This is a genomic window from Bradyrhizobium sp. TM233 (genome assembly GCF_036247965.1).
Classification (GTDB): Bacteria; Pseudomonadota; Alphaproteobacteria; order Rhizobiales; family Xanthobacteraceae; genus Bradyrhizobium; species Bradyrhizobium ottawaense.
Map to the genome: position 1 here is coordinate 190,669 of NZ_BTIG01000010.1, position 18,320 is coordinate 208,988.

12 protein-coding genes are annotated in these 18,320 nt (G+C 66.2%); 4 read left to right on the forward strand and 8 right to left on the reverse strand.

Annotation, left to right across the window (positions count from 1 at the left end):
- Window positions 1-44: 44 nt before the first annotated feature.
- Complete coding sequence (locus AABA86_RS22750; RefSeq protein ID WP_338308496.1) at window positions 45-2,747, forward strand: DUF2339 domain-containing protein; 2,703 nt, start codon at window positions 45-47, stop codon at window positions 2,745-2,747.
- A gap of 63 nt (window positions 2,748-2,810) precedes the next feature.
- Here AABA86_RS22750 and AABA86_RS22755 read toward each other — a convergent pair whose 3' ends face one another.
- From AABA86_RS22755 to AABA86_RS22785, 7 genes are all read right to left on the reverse strand, one after another.
- Window positions 2,811-4,499 (reverse strand): methyl-accepting chemotaxis protein, encoded by a 1,689-nt coding sequence (locus AABA86_RS22755; RefSeq protein WP_338308497.1) that lies wholly within the window; start codon window positions 4,497-4,499, stop codon window positions 2,811-2,813.
- A 249-nt stretch (window positions 4,500-4,748) separates the two neighbouring features.
- Window positions 4,749-6,719, reverse strand: a complete 1,971-nt coding sequence (locus AABA86_RS22760; protein ID WP_338308498.1) for a methyl-accepting chemotaxis protein — start codon at window positions 6,717-6,719, stop codon at window positions 4,749-4,751.
- A gap of 197 nt (window positions 6,720-6,916) precedes the next feature.
- Window positions 6,917-8,659, reverse strand: coding sequence for a methyl-accepting chemotaxis protein (locus tag AABA86_RS22765; RefSeq protein WP_338308499.1), 1,743 nt, complete (start codon window positions 8,657-8,659; stop codon window positions 6,917-6,919).
- Window positions 8,660-8,879: 220 nt separating this feature from the next.
- Window positions 8,880-9,113 carry a DUF6894 family protein gene (locus AABA86_RS22770; protein ID WP_338308500.1) on the reverse strand — a complete coding sequence of 78 codons (234 nt, stop codon included), beginning with the start codon at window positions 9,111-9,113 and terminating at the stop codon, window positions 8,880-8,882.
- A 164-nt stretch (window positions 9,114-9,277) separates the two neighbouring features.
- Window positions 9,278-9,877, reverse strand: a complete 600-nt coding sequence (locus AABA86_RS22775) for a hypothetical protein (RefSeq protein ID WP_338308501.1) — start codon at window positions 9,875-9,877, stop codon at window positions 9,278-9,280.
- A 113-nt stretch (window positions 9,878-9,990) separates the two neighbouring features.
- On the reverse strand, window positions 9,991-10,977 hold the full coding sequence (acuI, locus tag AABA86_RS22780) for an acrylyl-CoA reductase (NADPH) (RefSeq protein ID WP_338308502.1): 987 nt from the start codon (window positions 10,975-10,977) through the stop codon (window positions 9,991-9,993).
- A 41-nt stretch (window positions 10,978-11,018) separates the two neighbouring features.
- A complete protein-coding gene (locus AABA86_RS22785; RefSeq protein ID WP_212249338.1) occupies window positions 11,019-12,272 on the reverse strand; it encodes an MFS transporter in 1,254 nt (417 codons plus the stop codon).
- A 340-nt stretch (window positions 12,273-12,612) separates the two neighbouring features.
- On the opposite strand from AABA86_RS22785, the gene nadA reads away from it, so the two are divergent.
- The 3 genes from nadA (at window position 12,613) to nadC (ending at window position 16,421) form a co-directional block, all read left to right on the forward strand.
- Window positions 12,613-13,743 carry a quinolinate synthase NadA gene (gene nadA / locus AABA86_RS22790; protein WP_338308503.1) on the forward strand — a complete coding sequence of 377 codons (1,131 nt, stop codon included), beginning with the start codon at window positions 12,613-12,615 and terminating at the stop codon, window positions 13,741-13,743.
- A gap of 193 nt (window positions 13,744-13,936) precedes the next feature.
- Window positions 13,937-15,532 (forward strand): L-aspartate oxidase, encoded by a 1,596-nt coding sequence (locus AABA86_RS22795; protein WP_338308504.1) that lies wholly within the window; start codon window positions 13,937-13,939, stop codon window positions 15,530-15,532.
- A gap of 10 nt (window positions 15,533-15,542) precedes the next feature.
- Window positions 15,543-16,421, forward strand: a complete 879-nt coding sequence (nadC, locus tag AABA86_RS22800; RefSeq protein WP_212249335.1) for a carboxylating nicotinate-nucleotide diphosphorylase — start codon at window positions 15,543-15,545, stop codon at window positions 16,419-16,421.
- Between the two features lie 181 nt (window positions 16,422-16,602).
- Here the strand turns inward: nadC and AABA86_RS22805 are convergent, their stop codons facing one another.
- The gene (locus tag AABA86_RS22805; protein ID WP_212249334.1) at window positions 16,603-18,057 is read right to left on the reverse strand and encodes a cell wall hydrolase; all 1,455 of its coding nucleotides are present in this window, start codon (window positions 18,055-18,057) and stop codon (window positions 16,603-16,605) included.
- Window positions 18,058-18,320: the final 263 nt, after the last annotated feature.

Sequence of the window (18,320 nt, forward strand, 5' to 3'; positions counted from 1 at the left end):
ATACTACGTGACCGGCCCCTGCCCGCCGGTCGCCTGGAGGCTTTATGTTCGACGGCCCGTTTGACGTCTTTGCGTGGATCATTGCGATCGCCGCCTTCCTGATCGCGATCAAGGCCTCCAGCCAGGCGGCCGAGCTGCGCCGGCGACTGAATTCGCTCGAAGAGATGTTCTACGCGCAACGGCAGGTGCAGCCGCCGCCGCTCATGCCCGTGCAGGAGCCGGCGCCCGCGCCCGCGGCGACGGCCGCCGAGCCGCCGCCGCTTGCGCCTGAAGCCGAAGTGGCTCCGCCTCCACTCGTCACCGAAGAGCTTTCACCGCCGCCGCTCGAAGCGAGCCCCGCGGCTGCCGCACCGCCTCCGGTGCCGGCCGCCGCGCCCGGCTTCGAGGAGCAGCTCGGCACCCGCTGGGTGGTGTGGATCGGCGGCCTTGCGCTCGCGCTCGGCGGCTTCTTCATGGTGCGTTATTCGATCGAAGCCGGCCTCCTCGGCCCCGGCGTGCGCGTGTTCCTGGGCGGCCTGTTCGCAGCTGCGCTGCTCGGGGCCGGCGAGTGGTCGCGGCGCAAGGAGAGCATTTCCAACATCCAGGCGCTGCCGATCGCCAACATCCCGGCGATCCTCACCGCCGCGGGTACGGCAGTGGCGTTCGCGACCATCTATGCCGCCTACGCGCTCTACGGCTTCCTCGTGCCCGCCACCGCCTTCGTGCTGCTCGGCATCGTGGCGATGGGCACGCTCGCCGCCGCGCTGCTGCACGGACCGGCGCTCGCCGGCCTCGGCGTGGTCGGCGCCTTCGTGACGCCGCTCCTCGTCTCCAGTGGCAAGCCGGACTATTGGGCACTCTACATCTATCTTGCGGTCGTCACTGCCGCGAGCTTCGGCCTCGCGCGCATCCGGCTGTGGCGCTGGCTCGCGGTCACGACGATCGCCTTTGCCGTGCTCTGGATCTTCCCGGGTCTGGATACCGAAGAGTTGCAGGTCGCGCCGCACGCTTTCCACGCCATCGCAGGCTTCGTGCTCGCCGCGCTGCTCGTGGTCTGCGGCTTCATGTTCGGCCCCAGCATCGAGGACGGCGAGATCGAGCCGGTCTCGTCGAGCTCGCTCGGCGCCTACCTGTTCGGCGCAATGCTGATCGTGCTGTCGAGCGCACATGCGGATCTGGCGCTGATCGCGTTCACGCTTCTCGTCGGCGCGACGCTTCTCGTCGCCTGGCGCGCGCCGGCGGCCACCGGCGCGCTCGGAGCGGCGGCAGCGGCCGTCTTCATCGTGTTCGCCGAATGGGCGGTGCGCGCCAATCCCGACATGCTGGTGCTGCCGGGCGGCGCAATGTCCGGTATCGGGCCGACCGCGACCGAAAGCTCGGTGACGCTGCATCTGGTGATGGCCGCGATCTTCGCCATCGGCTTCGGCGTTGCCGGCTTCCTCGCGCAGGGTCGCTCGAACTCGGCCATCATTCCGGTCGTGTGGTCGGCGACGGCCGTCGCGACGCCCATCGCGATCCTCATCGCACTCTATGCGCGCATCGCCCATCTCGACCGCTCGATCCCGTTTGCGATCCTCGCGGTGCTGCTCGCCGCCGCCTTTGGCGCCGCGACCGAAGCGCTCACGCGCCGCGAAACCCGGCCGGGCGTCGCCGTCTCCACAGCCCTGTTCGCGACCGGCACGCTCGGCGCGCTGGCGCTGGCGCTGACCTTCGCGCTGGAGAAGGGCTGGCTGACGATCGCGCTGGCTCTGATGTCGCTCGGCACCGCCTGGATCTCGATGCAGCGGCCGATCCCGTTCCTGCGCTGGCTCGCCGCCATCTTCGCCGGCATCGTCACCGCGCGCATTGGCTATGATCCGCGCATCGTCGGCGACGCCGTCGGAACCACGCCGATCTTCAACTGGCTGCTCTGGGGCTATGGCCTGCCGGCCGCCTCGTTCTGGGCCGCGAGCGTCTTCCTGCGCCGCCGCGCCGACGATCCGCCGCTGCGCATGGTCGAGACCGCCGCGATCCTGTTCACCGCACTGCTTGCCTTCATGGAGATCCGGCACTTTGCAACCGGCGGCGATATGATCTCGCCGCCATCGCTGCTCGAATTCGCGCTGCAGGTCTGCATCACGCTGGCGATGGCGATCGGGCTGGAGCGCCTGCGGCTGCGCAGCCGCAGCATCGTGCACAATGTCGGCGCGGTCGTGCTGACGGCGATCGGCGGTCTCATCAGCGTGTTCGGCCTCCTGATCCTGGAGAACCCGCTGATCTGGCGCATCGACGTCGGCGGCGCCGTGTTCAACCTGCTGCTGCTCGGCTATGCGTTGCCGGCGGTGCTGATGCTGTTACTCTCTTATGCGGTGGTCGGCGAGCGTGGCAAGGTCTACGCCAACACCATTGCGGGCGGCGCGCTGGTGTTCGCGCTTGCCTATGTCACGCTGGAGATCCGCCGCTTCTATCACGGCCCGATCCTCTCCACCGGCGAGACGACGGGCGCCGAGCAATACACCTATTCGATCGGCTGGCTCGCCTTCGGCGTGGTGCTGCTCGGCGTCGGCATTCTCGTCAACTCGGAGCGCGCACGGCTGGCCTCGGCTGCCGTCATCGCGCTGACGATTTTGAAGGCGTTCGTCATCGACATGTCGACGCTGACAGGCGTCTACCGCGCGCTGTCGTTCATGTGCCTTGGCGTCGTGCTGGTCGCGATCGGCTGGCTGTACCAGCGCATCCTGTTCCGGCGGCAGGTCGCACCGCCGCCGGCTCCGCAGACGAGCGGCTGAATTATTTGAGCATGATCTTTTCGGAAAACCGCTTCACGCTTTTCCGGATCATGCTCCTGAAGATCAGGCCGCGCGGACCGATTCCAGGAACTGGGCGACCTCGACCTTCAGGCGGGTGCTGTCCGTTGCCAGCGATTTCGCGGCCGATAGCACCTCGACCGAGGCCTCGCCCGTCTCGATCGCACCGCGCTGCACGTCGGTGATGTTCGCCGAAACCTCCTGCGTGCCGACCGAGGCCTGCTGGACGTTGCGCGAGATCTCCTGCGTGGCTGCACCCTGCTCCTCGACGGCGGCGGCAATCGCCGCGGACACTTCGGACAACCGCTCGATGGTGCCGCCGATCTCCTGGATCGCACTCACGGATTCCTGCGTCGCGGACTGGATGCCCGACACCTGCGCACCAATCTCGCCGGTGGCCTTCGCGGTCTGCTCGGCCAGCGCCTTGACTTCGGAGGCGACGACGGCAAAGCCGCGGCCGGCTTCGCCGGCGCGCGCCGCTTCGATGGTCGCATTCAGCGCCAGGAGGTTGGTCTGGCCCGCGATGGTGTTGATGAGCTCGACGACGTCGCCGATGCGGGAGGCCGCCTGCGACAGCGCGTTGACGCGTTCGTTGGTGCGCGCCGCCTGCTCGACGGCTTCCGCCGCCATCCGCGCCGAATCCTGCACGCGACGGCTGATCTCGGTGATGGAGGACGACAGCTCTTCCGACGCGGAGGCAACCGCCTGGACGTTGGTGGAGGCCTCCTCGGAGGCCGCCGCAACCACGGTCGCGAGCTCCTTGCCGCGCTGAGCGGTGCTGGTCAGCGTCGATGCCGACGCTTCGAGCTCGGTCGAGGCCGAGGAGACGGTGCCGACCACCTCGCCGATCATGGCTTCGAACTTGCTGGTGATGGCATCGACGCGGCGGCCGCGCTCGATCTTGGCTTCGGCATCGGCCGCTGCGGCCTCGTCGGCCGCCTTCTTGGCGATCAGCGCCTCCTTGAAGATCTGGAGCGCATCCGCCATTGATCCGATTTCGGTCCGCTCGCCGCGATGCGGCACCTCCGCCGAGAGATCACCCTCGCCGAGCGACTGCATCGGACGGATGATCGAAGCAATGCCGCGCGACACGTCACGCACGAGGTAATAGGCAGCGCCGATTGCGATCACGACGGCAACGACGATGATGCCGACCAGCACGCGGAAGATGGTGGCGTAGCTGTCGGCCGCCTGCCTGGTCTCCGTCTCGGCGCCTTGATTGTTGAGCTCGATACCCTTCTGGAGCAGCGGATCGGCAGCCTGGGCCATCTTGGCGACCTTGGTCTGCAGCATTTCGTTGGCATCGGCCGGGAAGCGGCCGACGCTCTTGCGCGACAGCGCCATCACCTCCTGCACGCCATTCAGGTATTCGGCCCATGCCCTGGTCCATTGCTCGTAGAGCGAGCGCTCTTCGGCGGCCGTGATCAGGGGCTCGTAGACCTTGCGCGTCTTCTCGATGCGCTCCCGCAGCGAGGCCAGGCGCTTCTCGGCCGCCTCCTTGCCCTCCGCGGTGTCCTGCATCAGGTGCAGGCGCAGCGCGACGCGCAGCTCGTTGATGTCGGCGCGCATCGAGCCGAGCGCACGCACGCTCGGCAGCCAGCTTTCCGCGATTTCGACCGTGTGAGCGTTGATGTTCTGCATGGTGCCGATCGCCGTTACGCCGACACCGGCGAGCGAGAGAACGAGAATCGACAACACGGTCAGAAGCTTGAAGACGATCGATAACTTCGACATCACGACAAATCCCGATGATACCCTGGCAGCGCGCACGTCACCCGCGCCGCAGGCGTCACGAAGGACGACCGGGCGGAGGTCAGTTCAACAATGCTGGCTGGTTCTTGTCCCGTAAGATTGCGCCTCATAATTGCAAGCAGGCGTTAACAGGAGCCTACGTAAAACTACGGGCTGGCCTCGTCGGGCGTTATTTTCTCCGCAGCCGCGCGAAAGACGACGCGTCGCCACATTCACCGGGCGGCGGCCGCCTCAGGCCGCCCGCACCGACTCCAGGAAGCGCGCGACCTCGCTCTTGAGCCGGTTGCTCTCCTGCGACAGCGACTGCGCGGCCGAATGCACCTGCGCCGAGGCAGCCCCGGTCTCGCCGGAGCCGCGCTGGACGTCGGCGATGTTCGACGAGACCGCGGAAGTACCTTGCGCGGCGTGCTGGATGTTGCGGGAGATCTCCTGCGTGGCGGCCCCCTGTTCCTCCACCGCGGCAGCGATGGTCGACGAGATCTCCGACATCCGCGCGATGGTGTCGCCGATCTCCTTGATCGCGCCGACGGATTCGTCTGTCGCGGACTGGATCGCGCCGATGTGCTGACCGATCTCGCCGGTGGCTTTCGCGGTCTGCTCGGCAAGCGCCTTCACTTCGCTCGCGACCACCGCAAAGCCCTTGCCGGCTTCGCCTGCCCGCGCCGCCTCGATCGTCGCGTTGAGCGCCAGGAGGTTGGTCTGCGCGGCGATGGTGTTGATCAGCTCGACGACGTCGCCGATGCGGGAAGCGGCCTTGGTCAGCTCGGCGACGCGCGCATTGGTGCGCTGGGCCTGCCCGACGGCGACGTCGGCGACACGCGCCGATTCCTGCACCTGGCGGCTGATCTCGGTGACCGATGAGGTCAATTCCTCGCTCGCTGACGACACCGACTGTACGTTCGCGGACGCCTCCTCCGAGGCCGCCGCCACGGCGGTGGCAAGCCCGTTGCCGCGCTCGGCGGCGTGGGTCAATGTGTTCGACGACGCCTCGAGCTCGGTGGCCGCCGACGACACTGTCTCGATGATCTCGCCGACCGCGCCCTCGAACGTATCGGCGAGCCGGTGCATGTCGAGCTTGCGCTGCTCGCGCCCACGCGCGTCCGCTTCGGCCTGCTCGGCGCGCAGCCGGTCGGCCTCCACCATGTTGCTCCTGAACACTTCGACCGCGCCAGCCATCTCGCCAATCTCATCGTTGCGGCCAACGCCGGGGATTGCCACGGACATGTCGCCCCTCGCCAAACCGGTCATCGCGTGAACCATGGCGATCAGCGCTGTCGAGATCGAGCGGCCGGTGAAGAAGGACACGCTCCCCACCAGCAGGATGGAGCATCCGAGCGCGACCCACATCCAGAGCTTGATCGAGGCACGCATCGACTCTTCCGCGGCCCGCGCCGCGTCGTATCGCTGACTGACGGTCTTTTCGATCTCGTCGAGGACGGGCTCGATGGTGCGGAATTCCTTGGACATTGCCGAGCCGTGCGCGGCCAGATCCTGCGCGCCGGCTGCCCACGCCACGAAGTCATCCTGGTATTTGGAGAGCCTCTTGCCGATGTCCGCCTTGACGGCCGGCGGAATCACCGAAGCCTCGACTTGCCCGGAGAATTCCGCCGCCGTCTTCTTCAGGGCGTCGAGATATTTCGGGTCGCGGCGCAGCATGAAGTCCTTCTCGTGACGACGCATCGTCAGCATGCCGCTGGTGAGCCTGGGGTCGTCGACCTCCTTGAGCTTGGTTTCGATGTCGTGCACTGCCGTGCGCAACGAGCCCGATAGTCCGAGGGTTTCGTTCAATCCAAGCTTGACCTCGGCCTGCTCGACGGCCGCAAATTCGTTCACGTATCTCTCGAACCCGGCGCGGACCAGTGACGCCTTTTCCCCGACCGCCGCGTATCCTGCCGCCCGCGTTGCGCTGCCGAGGCGGTCGAGATTGCGGGTGACGTCGGAAGCAAGTTCGGCATGGCGCTTCGCATAGGACTGATCGCGACGGAGCTGGAAATCCTTCTCGGCCCGGCGCGCTTCGAGCAATTGCTGCGAGATCCGCTGGTTCAGATCGGACAGCCTGCGCGCGTCTTCAGCAGCGACGCGGGACGTGTCCTGAGAGAGGCTGCCAATCTGGTAGATCGTGCCGAAGGCGACGAGCCCAATGAGGCCGAACAGTCCGATCGCCATGACCTTGTGAGTGAGGCGAATGGAAATGCCACTCATGAAAGTGCTCCAACGATTGAGACGCAATACGCGAAAGGCGACTCAGCGCCCCAAATGTTGCGGGCATCATGACTGCGCCGCTTTTCCGGAAGGTTAACCCTGCGCGCATCGGTCGCGGCGTCGAGATACGCGCGCGAGCAACCGCCGCGCATTCACGCGTGATGGTTGCGAGCAGTAACCGCCGAAAGACGCCACCGTCAGGCTGCGCGCACGGTGCCGAGGAATTTGCCGACCTCGATCTTGAGGCGGTTGCTGTCGCCGGACAGCGATTGCGCCGCCGCCAGCACCTGCGAGGACGCCGAGCCGGTCTCGCTCGCGCCGTGCTGCACGTCGGTGATGTTGGACGACACCTGATGAGTGCCCTCCGCCGCCTGCTGCACGTTGCGGGAAATCTCCTGCGTCGCCGCGCCTTGCTCTTCGACGGCAGCCGCGATGGTCGAGGAAATCTCCGACAGCTTCTCGATGGTGTCGCTGATGTCCCTGATGGCGCCGACCGAATGCTCGGTCGCGGTCTGGATGCTGGCGATCTGCTGGCCGATCTCGCCGGTCGCCTTCGCGGTCTGCTCGGCGAGCGCCTTGACCTCGGAGGCGACAACGGCAAAGCCGCGGCCCGCCTCGCCGGCGCGCGCGGCCTCGATGGTCGCATTGAGCGCCAGGAGATTGGTCTGGCCGGCGATGGTGTTGATCAGCTCGACCACGTCGCCGATCCGCGCCGCCGCCTTCGACAATTCGCCGACGCGGTCGGTCGTGGTGCGGGCCTGGCTGACCGCCTCGCTTGCGACGCGCGCGGATTCCTGGACCTGGCGGCTGATCTCGGTGATGGACGACGACAGCTCCTCGGTCGCCGACGCCACCGACTGCACGTTGGTGGAGGCTTCTTCCGACGCCGCCGCGACCATGGCGGTGAGCTCCTGCGTGCGCTCGGCAGTCGAGGTCAGCGTGGTGGCGGATGCCTCGAGCTCGGTCGAAGCCGAGGACACCGTGCCGACGATCTGGCCGACCGCCGACTCGAAATTGTCCGCGAGCTTGTGCATCTCGGCCTTGCGCTGCTCGGCCGCGATCTGATCCTGCCGCACCTTGGCTTCCGTTTCCTCGCGCGCCTTCTGCTCGGACACGATCTTGAATTTTTCGACGGCACCAGCGACCTCGCCGACTTCGTCCCTGCGGCCAAGGCCCGGCAGCACCACCGAGAAGTCGCCGCCGGCGAGCTTCTCCATCGCCACCGTCAGCGCGCGCATGGGCCGCGCGATGCTGAAGACGGAGAAGATGCATGTGCCGATCAGGACCAGCGCGACAAGCACGCCGGTGACGAGTGACGTCCGCGCGACCGACGCAGCCTCGGCTTCCGCCTCGGCCCGCGCCTCGCTGCTTCTCTGCTTGGCGAAATCGGTGATCTGGTTTGCCAGCTCGGAAATCTCTTCGTTGATCGGCGCCAGCGTCCCCTTGCGAATGCGATCGACGTCGCTCACGAGCTTGGCGAGCTGCGCCGCCGCTTCGCCGTCCTTCTTCCCCTCCAGCGCGAGCTCCTGCTTCCGGATGGCTTCGATCTGCTGCTGGCCTTTGCCGAATTCGCCGATCAGGACGGTCAGGCGATCGATCCGCTTGCGATTCTCCGGCGAGCGCGAAAGCTTCGCCATTTCGCTCGAAAACTTCGTGGCGGCGGTCTGCCGGTCGTTGAAGTAGGTGACCGCCTTCTGCATCTCGGCCGGCGAGGCGGAGGTCAGAATGTCGCGAATGCCGATCTGCATCCCGCGAACCGACGCCTTCGCTTCCGCGGCGTTCTGCGCGATCGCCTGTTGTCCGGACGCTCCACTGCTGAGCTTCTGAACCTCGGTGCCTCCGCTGGTCTGGAGGAGGATCATCACCGCGACGAGCCCGATGGTCAGCGCGGAGGTGACGGCGAGCTTGGTGCCAATTCGCAGGTTCTGGATGAACATCATCGAAGTATCCCCGGAGGTACGCATTTGCCGCGACGGAGCGCGTGCACAACTCGGGAAAGCTAACAGCGAGCTTCCTCATTAACGTTAAGCGGTTATGGGTAGAAATACTGGAAAGGCCGCCCAACCCTCTGATTTTTCGCAGCTTTTGCGTGTAGCGGGATGGACTTCGCGAATTTGAACGTATTGGCGGCATTAACACCGCCCGCACCGTCCGCAATTGTCAGCGCACGCTCTCGCCGACGAGACTGATGCGAAAGACCGGCTTCTTGTCCTCGTCGAGCAGTTCCATGCACCACTCGGCGTTCGGCTTCAGGCTGCGCGCGATGCCGCCGAGCAGATTGGCGCAGACCTCGGTCATCTCGGTCCAGGCAGCGGTGCGATCGTCGAACTCGTACGGCTGGTCGGCGGCGCCGGAATAGCGACCGGTGCTGATGCGGAAAAAGTACAGCGACATCGTTGAACCCTTTTATCGGGCCGCGCCCCCCGGCCGTCCGCAAACTGGAGCGCGAACAGCTACCAACGCATGAAAGCCGCCGTCCGTATGACTACGGCGCGGCGGCTTGGCGTTCGATGGACGTCTTCAACGACAAAGTGCGCGGATCGTCCCGCGCAGCCGTCTCACTGAGTGGAACGGCGCAGCTCCAGCGGGGCCTCGTTCTTGGCGGGCTCCGACCTGATTTCCGACTTCACCGGCTCGAGCCGGCTGCTCTCGACGCGCGGCGTCTCGACACGCGCGGCGACTTCGGTGTTGGCCGGGCCGACCGAACCGGTGTGCTCTGCCCTGTGCAGCGAGCGTGGCCGCGCCGCAGCGCGCGCCATCAGCATCTGATTGCCGCCCTGATGATGGAAGTCGCAATAGGCGAAGCCCATGCCGGACACCGAGCCGCGGAAGCTGCGATCGTCGGTCTTTTCCAGGTTGAAACAAGGCTCGAACGGAATGCCCTTGATCGAGGCGCAGACGTTCTGGCCACGAATCTGGAGCGTATTGCCGGGCAGACGAAGATGCTTGACCGGGCCCGCGCCGGAGAACTGCACCGCGCCGGCGGCACCGAGATCGTCCAGGATGCGGCCCGCGCCGCGGGTGCCGTCGAAACAGGTGAAGGCAAACACCTTGCCCGCCACGAAGCGGCGCGCCTCGTCGGCGTTCATGCCTCCGGCAAGGGCCGGCGCAAACGTTGCTGCCGCCGTGACAGCCCCCAACACAATACGCGCAAGCATGCTCAACTCCGAACCAACCCCCGCGGCGGGCGATGCCTTATCTCTTTACCCGCTGCTTACCATACCAACCATGGCGACATTGAAGCAGCTTGGTTGGTAAAGTCTGAACGCCGTTAGACAATTTTTACCACGATGCGGCCGCGGACCTGGCCGGCCAGGATTTTCGCGCCCCACTCCGGCACCTGATCGAGAGAAATTTCATGAGTGATTTCAGATAGTTTCGTCCGGTCCAGATCCGACGTCAGGCGCTGCCAAGCGGCTTTCCGCGGCTCGATCGGGCACATCACGGAATCGATGCCGAGAAGGCACACCCCGCGCAAAATGAAAGGTGCGACAGACGACGGCAGGTCCAAGCCTGCGGCCAGGCCGCAGGCCGCGATTGCCCCGCCGTATTTCGTCATCGACAGCAGATTCGCCAGTGTGGTCGAGCCGACGCTGTCGACGCCCCCTGCCCAGCGCTCCTTTGCAATCGGCTTGCCCGGCGCCGACAATTCGTTGCGGTCGATGATTTCGGCTGCCCCCAGCTGCTTCAGATAGTCGGCCTCCGAGGCACGCCCGGTCGAAGCGATGACGTGGTAGCCGAGCTTGGAGAGCACGGCGATGGCGACCGAGCCGACGCCGCCAGCGGCACCCGTCACCACCACAGGGCCGCTCTTCGGCGACAGACCGTGCTTCTCCAGTGCCAGCACCGAGAGCATCGCAGTGAAGCCGGCGGTACCGATCGCCATGGCATCGCGCGCCGACAGGCCTTGCGGCAGGGCCACCAGCCAGTCGCCCTTGACCCGTGCCATCTCGGCATAGGCGCCGAGATGGGTCTCGCCCAGGCCCCAGCCGGTGCAGACGACCTTGTCGCCGGCCTTCCATTGCGGATGCGAGGATTGCTCGACGGTGCCGGCGAAGTCGATGCCGGCGATCATCGGGAAGCGGCGCACCACCGGCGCCTTGCCTGTCAGCGCGAGGCCGTCCTTGTAGTTCAGCGTCGACCACTCCACGCGGACGGTGACGTCGCCCTCCATCAGCTCGGCTTCATCGAACTGCGTCAGCGCGGCGGTGGTGCCCTTGTCCGCCTTGTCGATCCGGATCGCCTTGAATGTGGCCACGACTGAACTCCCTGACTTGTTTGTCGGGAATGTTTAGCCGATCACACAGGCTGCGCAACCGCCCGAACGACAGGTTTCTCCACGATCGGAAGATTGATCAGCGCCGAGAGCACCCCGAACAGGATCGAGAGCCACCAGATCGGCGTGTAGGAACCGAAGCGCTCGAACACGATGCCCCCGAGCCACACGCCGAGGAAGCCGCCGACCTGATGGCTGACGAAGGCAAAGCCGTACAGCGTCGCAAGCCAGCGCGTGCCGAACATCAGCGCCACCAGCGCCGAGGTCGGCGGCACCGTCGACAGCCAGGTCAGGCCGGAGACCGCACCGAACGCGATCGCCGAGAACGGCGTGATCGGGAACGAGATGAAGGCGAGTGTCGCGAGCGCACGCGTGAAGTAGATGGTCGAGAGGATGTAGCGCTTGGGCAGCGAGTTCTGGAGATAGCCGACGCTGAGCGAGCCGATGATGTTGAACAGGCCGATCGCCGCGATCACCCAGCCACCGGTTTGCGTGGAGATGCCGCGATCGACCAGGAAGGCCGGCAGATGCACGGTGATGAAGGCGAGCTGGAATCCGCAGGTGAAGAAGCCGAGCACCAGCAGCACATAGGAGCGGTGACCGAAGGCTTCGGCGAGCGCCCTGGTGAAGGTCTGCTCATCCGCCGGCGTCGCATTGGCCGTCGTTGCAGCCGGCGGCGTCGAGAGCGCCAGTGACAGCGGGATGATCAGCAACATCAGGAAGCCGAACACGGAGAGCGCCTGCTGCCAGCCGAAATTGTCGATCAACGCGACGCCGATCGGCGCAAACAGGAACTGGCCGAACGAGCCCGCCGCCGTGCCGGCGCCGAGCGCGAGGCCGCGCTTCTCGGCGGGCAGCAATTTGGTGAACGCCGACAGCACCAGATTGAACGAGCAGCCGGCAAGACCAAAACCGACCATGACGCCCGCACCGATGTTGAGCGACAGCGGCGTCGAGGAATAGCGCATCAGCAAGAGGCCGCCGGCATAGAGCAGAGCGCCGACGCACATCACCCGGAACAGCCCGAAGCGATCGGCGACCGCGCCGGCGATGGGCTGGCCCAGTCCCCACAGCAAATTCTGAAAGGCGATGGCGAGGCCGAACACGTCGCGGCCCCAGGAGAATTCGTGGCTCATCGGCTGCACGAAGAAGCCGAGCGCCGAGCGCGGACCGAAGCCGAGCATGCCGATCGCACAGCCGCAGAGAATGATGACGGCGGGGGTACGCCAGCTGGAGGAACGTGAGGCCGGAGCGAGTTCGCCCGCTGATGTCGACATGTGTTCCTCGTCTGTCATTGGCGGATTCGTAAAGAGGCTGCCGCGAACGGGTCATTTAATGCATTTGCATGAAAACCCCAAATCAAAAACGATTGCATTCCACGGGGAGCTGCCGCGGGAGCATTGCGTTTCAATGTGGCCTCGCCTGACGCGTCATCCCGGGCTTTGACGGAAATGTGTGCAACAGGATCTGGCGATCCCCGGCCGAGCATGTTATCTTTGATTTGCTCAATGTGAGTATATTAGGATCTCGATGAAGTCCGCGCTGGCCTCTCGGCCGGATTATTTGGGCCTCTAATATACTCAGATTGAGTATAATTGACATGCAAGGGAGGCTTCGATGCCGATCACCGGAATTTACGGCCCCGACGACTTCGCCAACCGGCCGCAGGGCCAAATCACTGGCCAAGTCACCGGCCACGTCACCGCCTCCCCCCGCGCGGCACCCGCGCGAACGGGCCCGCCCCTGCCCGCGCCTGCCTTGGAATGGACGCCGGAGGTCGAGCGTGCGACCGCGCCGCTCTATGAGCGGGTGAAGCATGTGATCCCGCCGATCGAGTGGCCGCTGATGGCGCCGACGATCCAGGCGATCAACGAGCTGAAGCGCGCGCGGGGCGCGGTGATCCTCGCGCACAACTACCAGGCCCCGGAAATTTTCCACTGCGTTGCCGACATCGGCGGCGACTCGCTCCAGCTCGCGGTCGAAGCCACCAAGGTGAAGGCCGGCATCATCGTCCAGTGTGGCGTGCACTTCATGGCGGAGACCTCGAAACTGCTCAACCCGGACAAGACGGTGCTGATCCCGGACTCGCGCGCCGGCTGCTCGCTGGCCGCCAGCATCACCGGCGCCGACGTTCGCCTGCTCCGTGAAAAATTTCCGGGCGTGCCTGTCGTCGCCTACGTCAACACCTCGGCGGAGGTGAAGGCCGAGGTCGACATCTGCTGCACCTCGTCGAACGCGGTGCAGGTGGTCGAGAGCCTGAATGCGCCAAGCGTGATCTTCCTGCCCGATCGCTATCTCGCGACTTACGTGGCCTCGAAGACCGACGTGAAGATCATCGCCTGGAAAGGCGCCTGCGAGGTGCACGAGCGTTTCAAGGGCGAAGAGCTGCGCGCCTTTCGCGAGGCCGATCCGTCCGTCCAGATCATCGCACATCCCGAATGTCCGCCGGACGTGCTGGCGGAGGCCGACTTCACCGGCTCGACCGCGCACATGATCAATTGGGTGCGCGAAAAGCGGCCGCGACGGCTGGTGATGATCACGGAATGCTCGATGGCCGACAATGTGCGGGCCGAGCTGCCCGACGTGGAGATGCTGCGCCCCTGCAATCTCTGCCCGCACATGAAGCGCATCACGCTCGCGAACATTTTGCAGAGCCTGCTGACGCTTGGCGAGGAAGTCACCATCGATCCCGCGCTTGCGGAACGAGCAAGGCGATCAGTCGAGCGGATGATCAATCTGAAGAATTGAGGGCAACCCGGAGCGGCAACCACCGCCGTCGTCCCGGACAAGCGCAGCGGAGCGGAGCGCAGATCCGGGACCCATAACCACAGGGAGATGTGGTTGCAAAGAAAGGCAACGCGCAGCTTCGCGTAACAACATCCGCCGCGGCGTATGGGTCCCTGCTTTCGCAGGGACGACAGCGGAGTGAATGGAGAGAACAATGACTAACATCCACAATCTCACCCGCACCGACGACATCGTCATCGTCGGCGGCGGCCTGGCCGGACTGTTTTGCGCGCTGAAGCTCGCGCCGCGACCGGTGACCTTGATCTCGGCGGCGCCGCTCGGACAGGGCGCATCCTCCGCATGGGCGCAAGGCGGCATCGCCGCGGCGGTGGCCGAAGGCGACACGCCGGAAGCACACGCCGCCGATACAGTCGCGGTCGGCGGCGGCCTCGTCGACGAGGCGGTCGCACTTGGGATCGCGCGCGAGGCCGCGCCGCGCATTCACGATCTCCTGAGCTATGGCGTCCCGTTCGATCGCGATCTCGAAGGCAGGCTCGCCGTGGGACGCGAAGCGGCACATTCGGCGCGGCGCATCGTGCATGTGCGAGGCGACGGGGCCGGTGCCGCGATCATTGCGGCCTTGAGCGAAGCGGTGCGCCGCACGCCGTCGATCCGCCTCATCGAAGGGCTCGTCGCCGAAGCGCTTCTGACCGAGCACGGTGCCGTCGCCGGTCTTCAATTGCGCGAGGCCGGCAACTCCCAGGCAAAGCCGTTCCTGCTCGCTGCACGCGCCGCGGTGCTTGCCACCGGCGGCATCGGTCATCTCTATGCCGTCACCACCAATCCACTCGAGGCCAGCGGCTCGGGCCTCGCCATCGCCGCGCGCGCCGGCGCCGTGATCGCCGATCCGGAATTCGTGCAGTTCCACCCGACCGCCATCATGGTCGGCCGCGATCCGGCACCGCTCGCGACCGAAGCCTTGCGCGGCGAAGGCGCGATACTGATCAACGGCAACGGCGAGCGCTTCATGATCGCGCGCCACCCGCTCGCCGAGCTCGCGCCTCGCGACATCGTGGCCCGCGGCGTATTCGCCGAGATCGCGGCCGGGCGCGGTGCCTTCCTCGACGCGCGGCAGGCGCTGGGCGCGCGCTTCGCCGACAGATTTCCGACCGTGCATGCGAGCTGTATCGCCGCCGGCATCGATCCGGCCACGCAAGTGATCCCGATTGCGCCCGCCGCGCATTACCACATGGGCGGCATCGCCGTGGACGAACGCGGCCGCAGCTCGATCGAAGGGCTCTGGGCCGGTGGCGAAGTGTCGTCGACCGGCGCGCACGGCGCCAACCGGCTCGCCTCGAATTCGCTGCTGGAGGCGGTGGTCTACGCTGCGCGCATCGCCGATGACATCGCCGGCTGCTCGATCCCCGCGCCTGCCCGCCTCCCCGACGCACCGGTCGCGTCGCGCGGCGGCACGCCGGATGCTGCGGCCGTGAAGCGGCTGCGCGCAATGATGAGCGCGCATGTCGGCGTGGTCCGCGACGGCGACGGCCTCACCGATGCCGTGCATCATTTCGCTGCGCTCGAACGCGGGGCGACGAGCATCGCGCTACGCAACATGGCGATCTCGGCCCTGCTCGCTGCAGCCTCTGCGTGGAGCCGGCGCGAGAGCCGCGGCGCGCATTTCCGCTCCGACCACCCGGCTGAAATCCCTGCGCTGGCGCAGCGAACGATGACGACGCTCACGGCGGCGCGCGAGGTCGCGGAAAGCCTGAGCTCCCTGCCGCGCGTTGCGCAACCCATGATCGCCTGATGGAGTCCCCATGATCGCCCCGACCTCACTGCTCAACCCCGACGCCTTCCTCTCACCGCTTGCGATCGACGAAGCGGTGCAACGCGCGCTCGACGAGGACCTCGGCCGCGCCGGCGACATCACCTCGCTGGCGACGATCCCGGAGGCGACCAGGGCGCAAGCCATTCTGGTCGCGCGCCAGTCCGGCGTGATCGCCGGCTTGCCGCTGGCGCTCTCGACGTTGCAGAAGCTTTCGTCCGACATCGACGTGCGCGCGCATGTCCGCGACGCCTCGCGCGTTGCCCGTGGACAGCAGGTGCTGACGATCTCGGGCCCGGCCCGCGCCATTCTCACGGCGGAGCGGACCGCACTGAATTTCGTCGGCCGCCTGTCGGGCGTCGCGACGCTGACGGCCGACTATGTCGCCCGCACCGAAGGCACCAAGATGCGGATTTGTTGCACGCGAAAAACTACGCCGGGGCTGCGCGCGCTGGAGAAATACGCGGTGCGCTGCGGCGGCGGCTTCAACCACCGCTTCGGCCTCGACGATGCGATCCTGATCAAGGACAACCACATCGCGGTCGCCGGCGGCATCCGCCCCGTGCTGGAGCGCGCCCGCGCCCATGCCGGCCACCTCGTCAAGATCGAGATCGAGGTCGATACGCTGGCGCAACTGCGCGAGGTGCTCGATACCGGACTTGCCGACGCCGTGCTGCTCGACAACATGGACCTTGCCACGCTGCGCGAGGCCGTCAGGATCAACGAGGGCCGCCTCAAGCTGGAGGCATCCGGCGGGGTCACGCTGGAGTCAATCGCGGCCATCGCGGCGACCGGCGTCGACTACGCCTCCTCAGGCGCGCTGACGCATTCGGCCCCGAATTTTGACTGTGCGCTGGATATCGAGGCGTGAGAAAACGGCCTTAACCCCGGGCAGGCTGCACCTCTCCCGCTTGCGGGGGAGGTCGGCGCGAAGCGCCGGGTGGGGGCTTTCTCCACACGGGGGTTCTCGCCTGCGGAGACACCCCCTCCCCAACCCTCCCCCGCAAGCGGGAGAGGGAGCGCACTTTCATTGCGGCTGCAATCGGATGTCTTTACCGCCGCTCGCTCACGCCCATCTCCGCAGAGCTCTTGGCTTCCTGCGCGAGCTCGGCCGACAGCGCAGCGGTCTGGGCTGGCGTGCCCCAACTCGGCTCCTCGCTGCCGTCGCCCCAGGCGCGCGGGCGATAGAAGGTGTGCACGCCGGTCTTGTACATCTTCTTCATCTCGGCGACCCAGGACGGACGCACCCAATAGGCGTGATAGTGCGTGGACTTGCCGACCTCGGGCAGCCAGATCTGGCCGTCGAGCATGGCCTTCGCGATCTTCTTGGCGCGCTCCCACATCTCGGGCTCGCGGATCACATCGGCATTGTTGTCGCAGGCGAAGGTGAACTGGCAGGCGAGATGGCGGTGCTTGTTCTGATAGACCGCTCCGCACACGGTATCCGGATATTTGCCGGAGAACACGCGGTTCATCACCACTTGCGCCACCGCCATCTGCCCGCGCACGGCCTCGCCGCGCGACTCGAAATAGACGGCTTCGGCGAGGCACTTCTCGGACTTCGCGCGCGACTTGTCGTCGAGCGCGAGCCGCTCCGCCGGCGATCTCGTACGCTGGTTGTCGGCGTTGACCTCGCCCTTCGGCGCAACGCTCTCGCCGCTCTCGATATCCCTGGCGATCTCCGCCGTCGGCGGTGACAGCGAAGCCGTCACCTTCATGTCGGGATCTGGCATCACGATCAGCGGCTCGGCGCCAGGCTGCCAGCTCTCGATGCTCTCCAGATTGCCGCCGAGCGAGGAACTGCCGAAGAACAGGTTGGAGGTCTTGACGCTGAAGGGATCGCGCGAGGGCGCGGCTGCGGCCGGGGCCCGCTTGAACGCCTCGAGCGGCGCGGTCGCGAGCGCGCGCGCAGCGTCGCTGGCCCGCGGTGGATTGGAATATTGCGGCAGCGGCGGCGCGCGGAGCGCTTCCTGAAGCTCGGGATCGAGCGCGGCCGCGGATTCCGGCGACATCGCCTGCGGCAGCGCGGCGGTCTTGGCGCCGAACACCGAGCTGTTCGACGTCGCGGGATCTTGCTGCGCCGGTGCCGCAGCTGGCGCGGCCGTCTCGGGAGTCTCGGTCGGTGCAATGGTTGCGAGCCGATCACCCTTCATGGAGCGATCGACCTTTGGAAAGTCGGAAGCCTGGTAGCGCGGCGCAGCCTGCAGCGCCGGATTGCGGCTGATCGCGCCGGTGACGTCGCGGCCATCGAGGCTCGCCAGACGCACCATCGCGCTCTGCGGAACCGAGGTGCCGATGGGGCGGGAAAAACTGTAAGTGGCGAGCTGGATCGAGGACGCCGCGGAGAACACCTGCTTCTGCCAACGCTCGGCGACGCCGGGTTGGCGCGCCAGCAGAGAGGCAATATCCTGATAGCCGGTCTCTCTCGGCATCAATGCGAAGATGCAGAGACCGATGCCGAAGGACGCGAACCGCGCGCCCTTCGGATGGTTACGCAACACAGACATCGATACGCTCACGCTACGCTTACGCCAGAAAAATCGAAACGCAGTACATCCGTGCAATTCGATCTTTATCGTAAGTATCCAATTTAGGTTGCCGGGGCGTTAATCGGCGTTGCGCGTGCAGCACACTCAAGCGATTGCAGGTGTTTTCACGGGGCGATCGCGCACGGTGGTAAATGCGTCGTCACGTGAAGCGGTAAACAACCGGTCAACGCGAATGGTGAAGGAACTCTTGCGCACGTATCAATACGGGACGCGCGATGAGT

Bases quoted from the DNA above. Each gene is read 5' to 3' on its own strand.
- AABA86_RS22760 (WP_338308498.1), bottom strand. From the start codon at position 6,719: ATGAGTGGCATTTCCATTCGCCTCACTCACAAGGTCATGGCGATCGGA.
- AABA86_RS22765 (WP_338308499.1), bottom strand. From the start codon at position 8,659: ATGATGTTCATCCAGAACCTGCGAATTGGCACCAAGCTCGCCGTCACC.
- AABA86_RS22755 (WP_338308497.1), bottom strand. From the start codon at position 4,499: ATGTCGAAGTTATCGATCGTCTTCAAGCTTCTGACCGTGTTGTCGATT.
- AABA86_RS22805 (WP_212249334.1), bottom strand. From the start codon at position 18,057: ATGTCTGTGTTGCGTAACCATCCGAAGGGCGCGCGGTTCGCGTCCTTC.
- AABA86_RS22785 (WP_212249338.1), bottom strand. From the start codon at position 12,272: ATGTCGACATCAGCGGGCGAACTCGCTCCGGCCTCACGTTCCTCCAGC.
- AABA86_RS22750 (WP_338308496.1), top strand. From the start codon at position 45: ATGTTCGACGGCCCGTTTGACGTCTTTGCGTGGATCATTGCGATCGCC.
- nadC (WP_212249335.1), top strand. From the start codon at position 15,543: ATGATCGCCCCGACCTCACTGCTCAACCCCGACGCCTTCCTCTCACCG.
- AABA86_RS22775 (WP_338308501.1), bottom strand. From the start codon at position 9,877: ATGCTTGCGCGTATTGTGTTGGGGGCTGTCACGGCGGCAGCAACGTTT.
- nadA (WP_338308503.1), top strand. From the start codon at position 12,613: ATGCCGATCACCGGAATTTACGGCCCCGACGACTTCGCCAACCGGCCG.
- AABA86_RS22770 (WP_338308500.1), bottom strand. From the start codon at position 9,113: ATGTCGCTGTACTTTTTCCGCATCAGCACCGGTCGCTATTCCGGCGCC.
- AABA86_RS22795 (WP_338308504.1), top strand. From the start codon at position 13,937: ATGACTAACATCCACAATCTCACCCGCACCGACGACATCGTCATCGTC.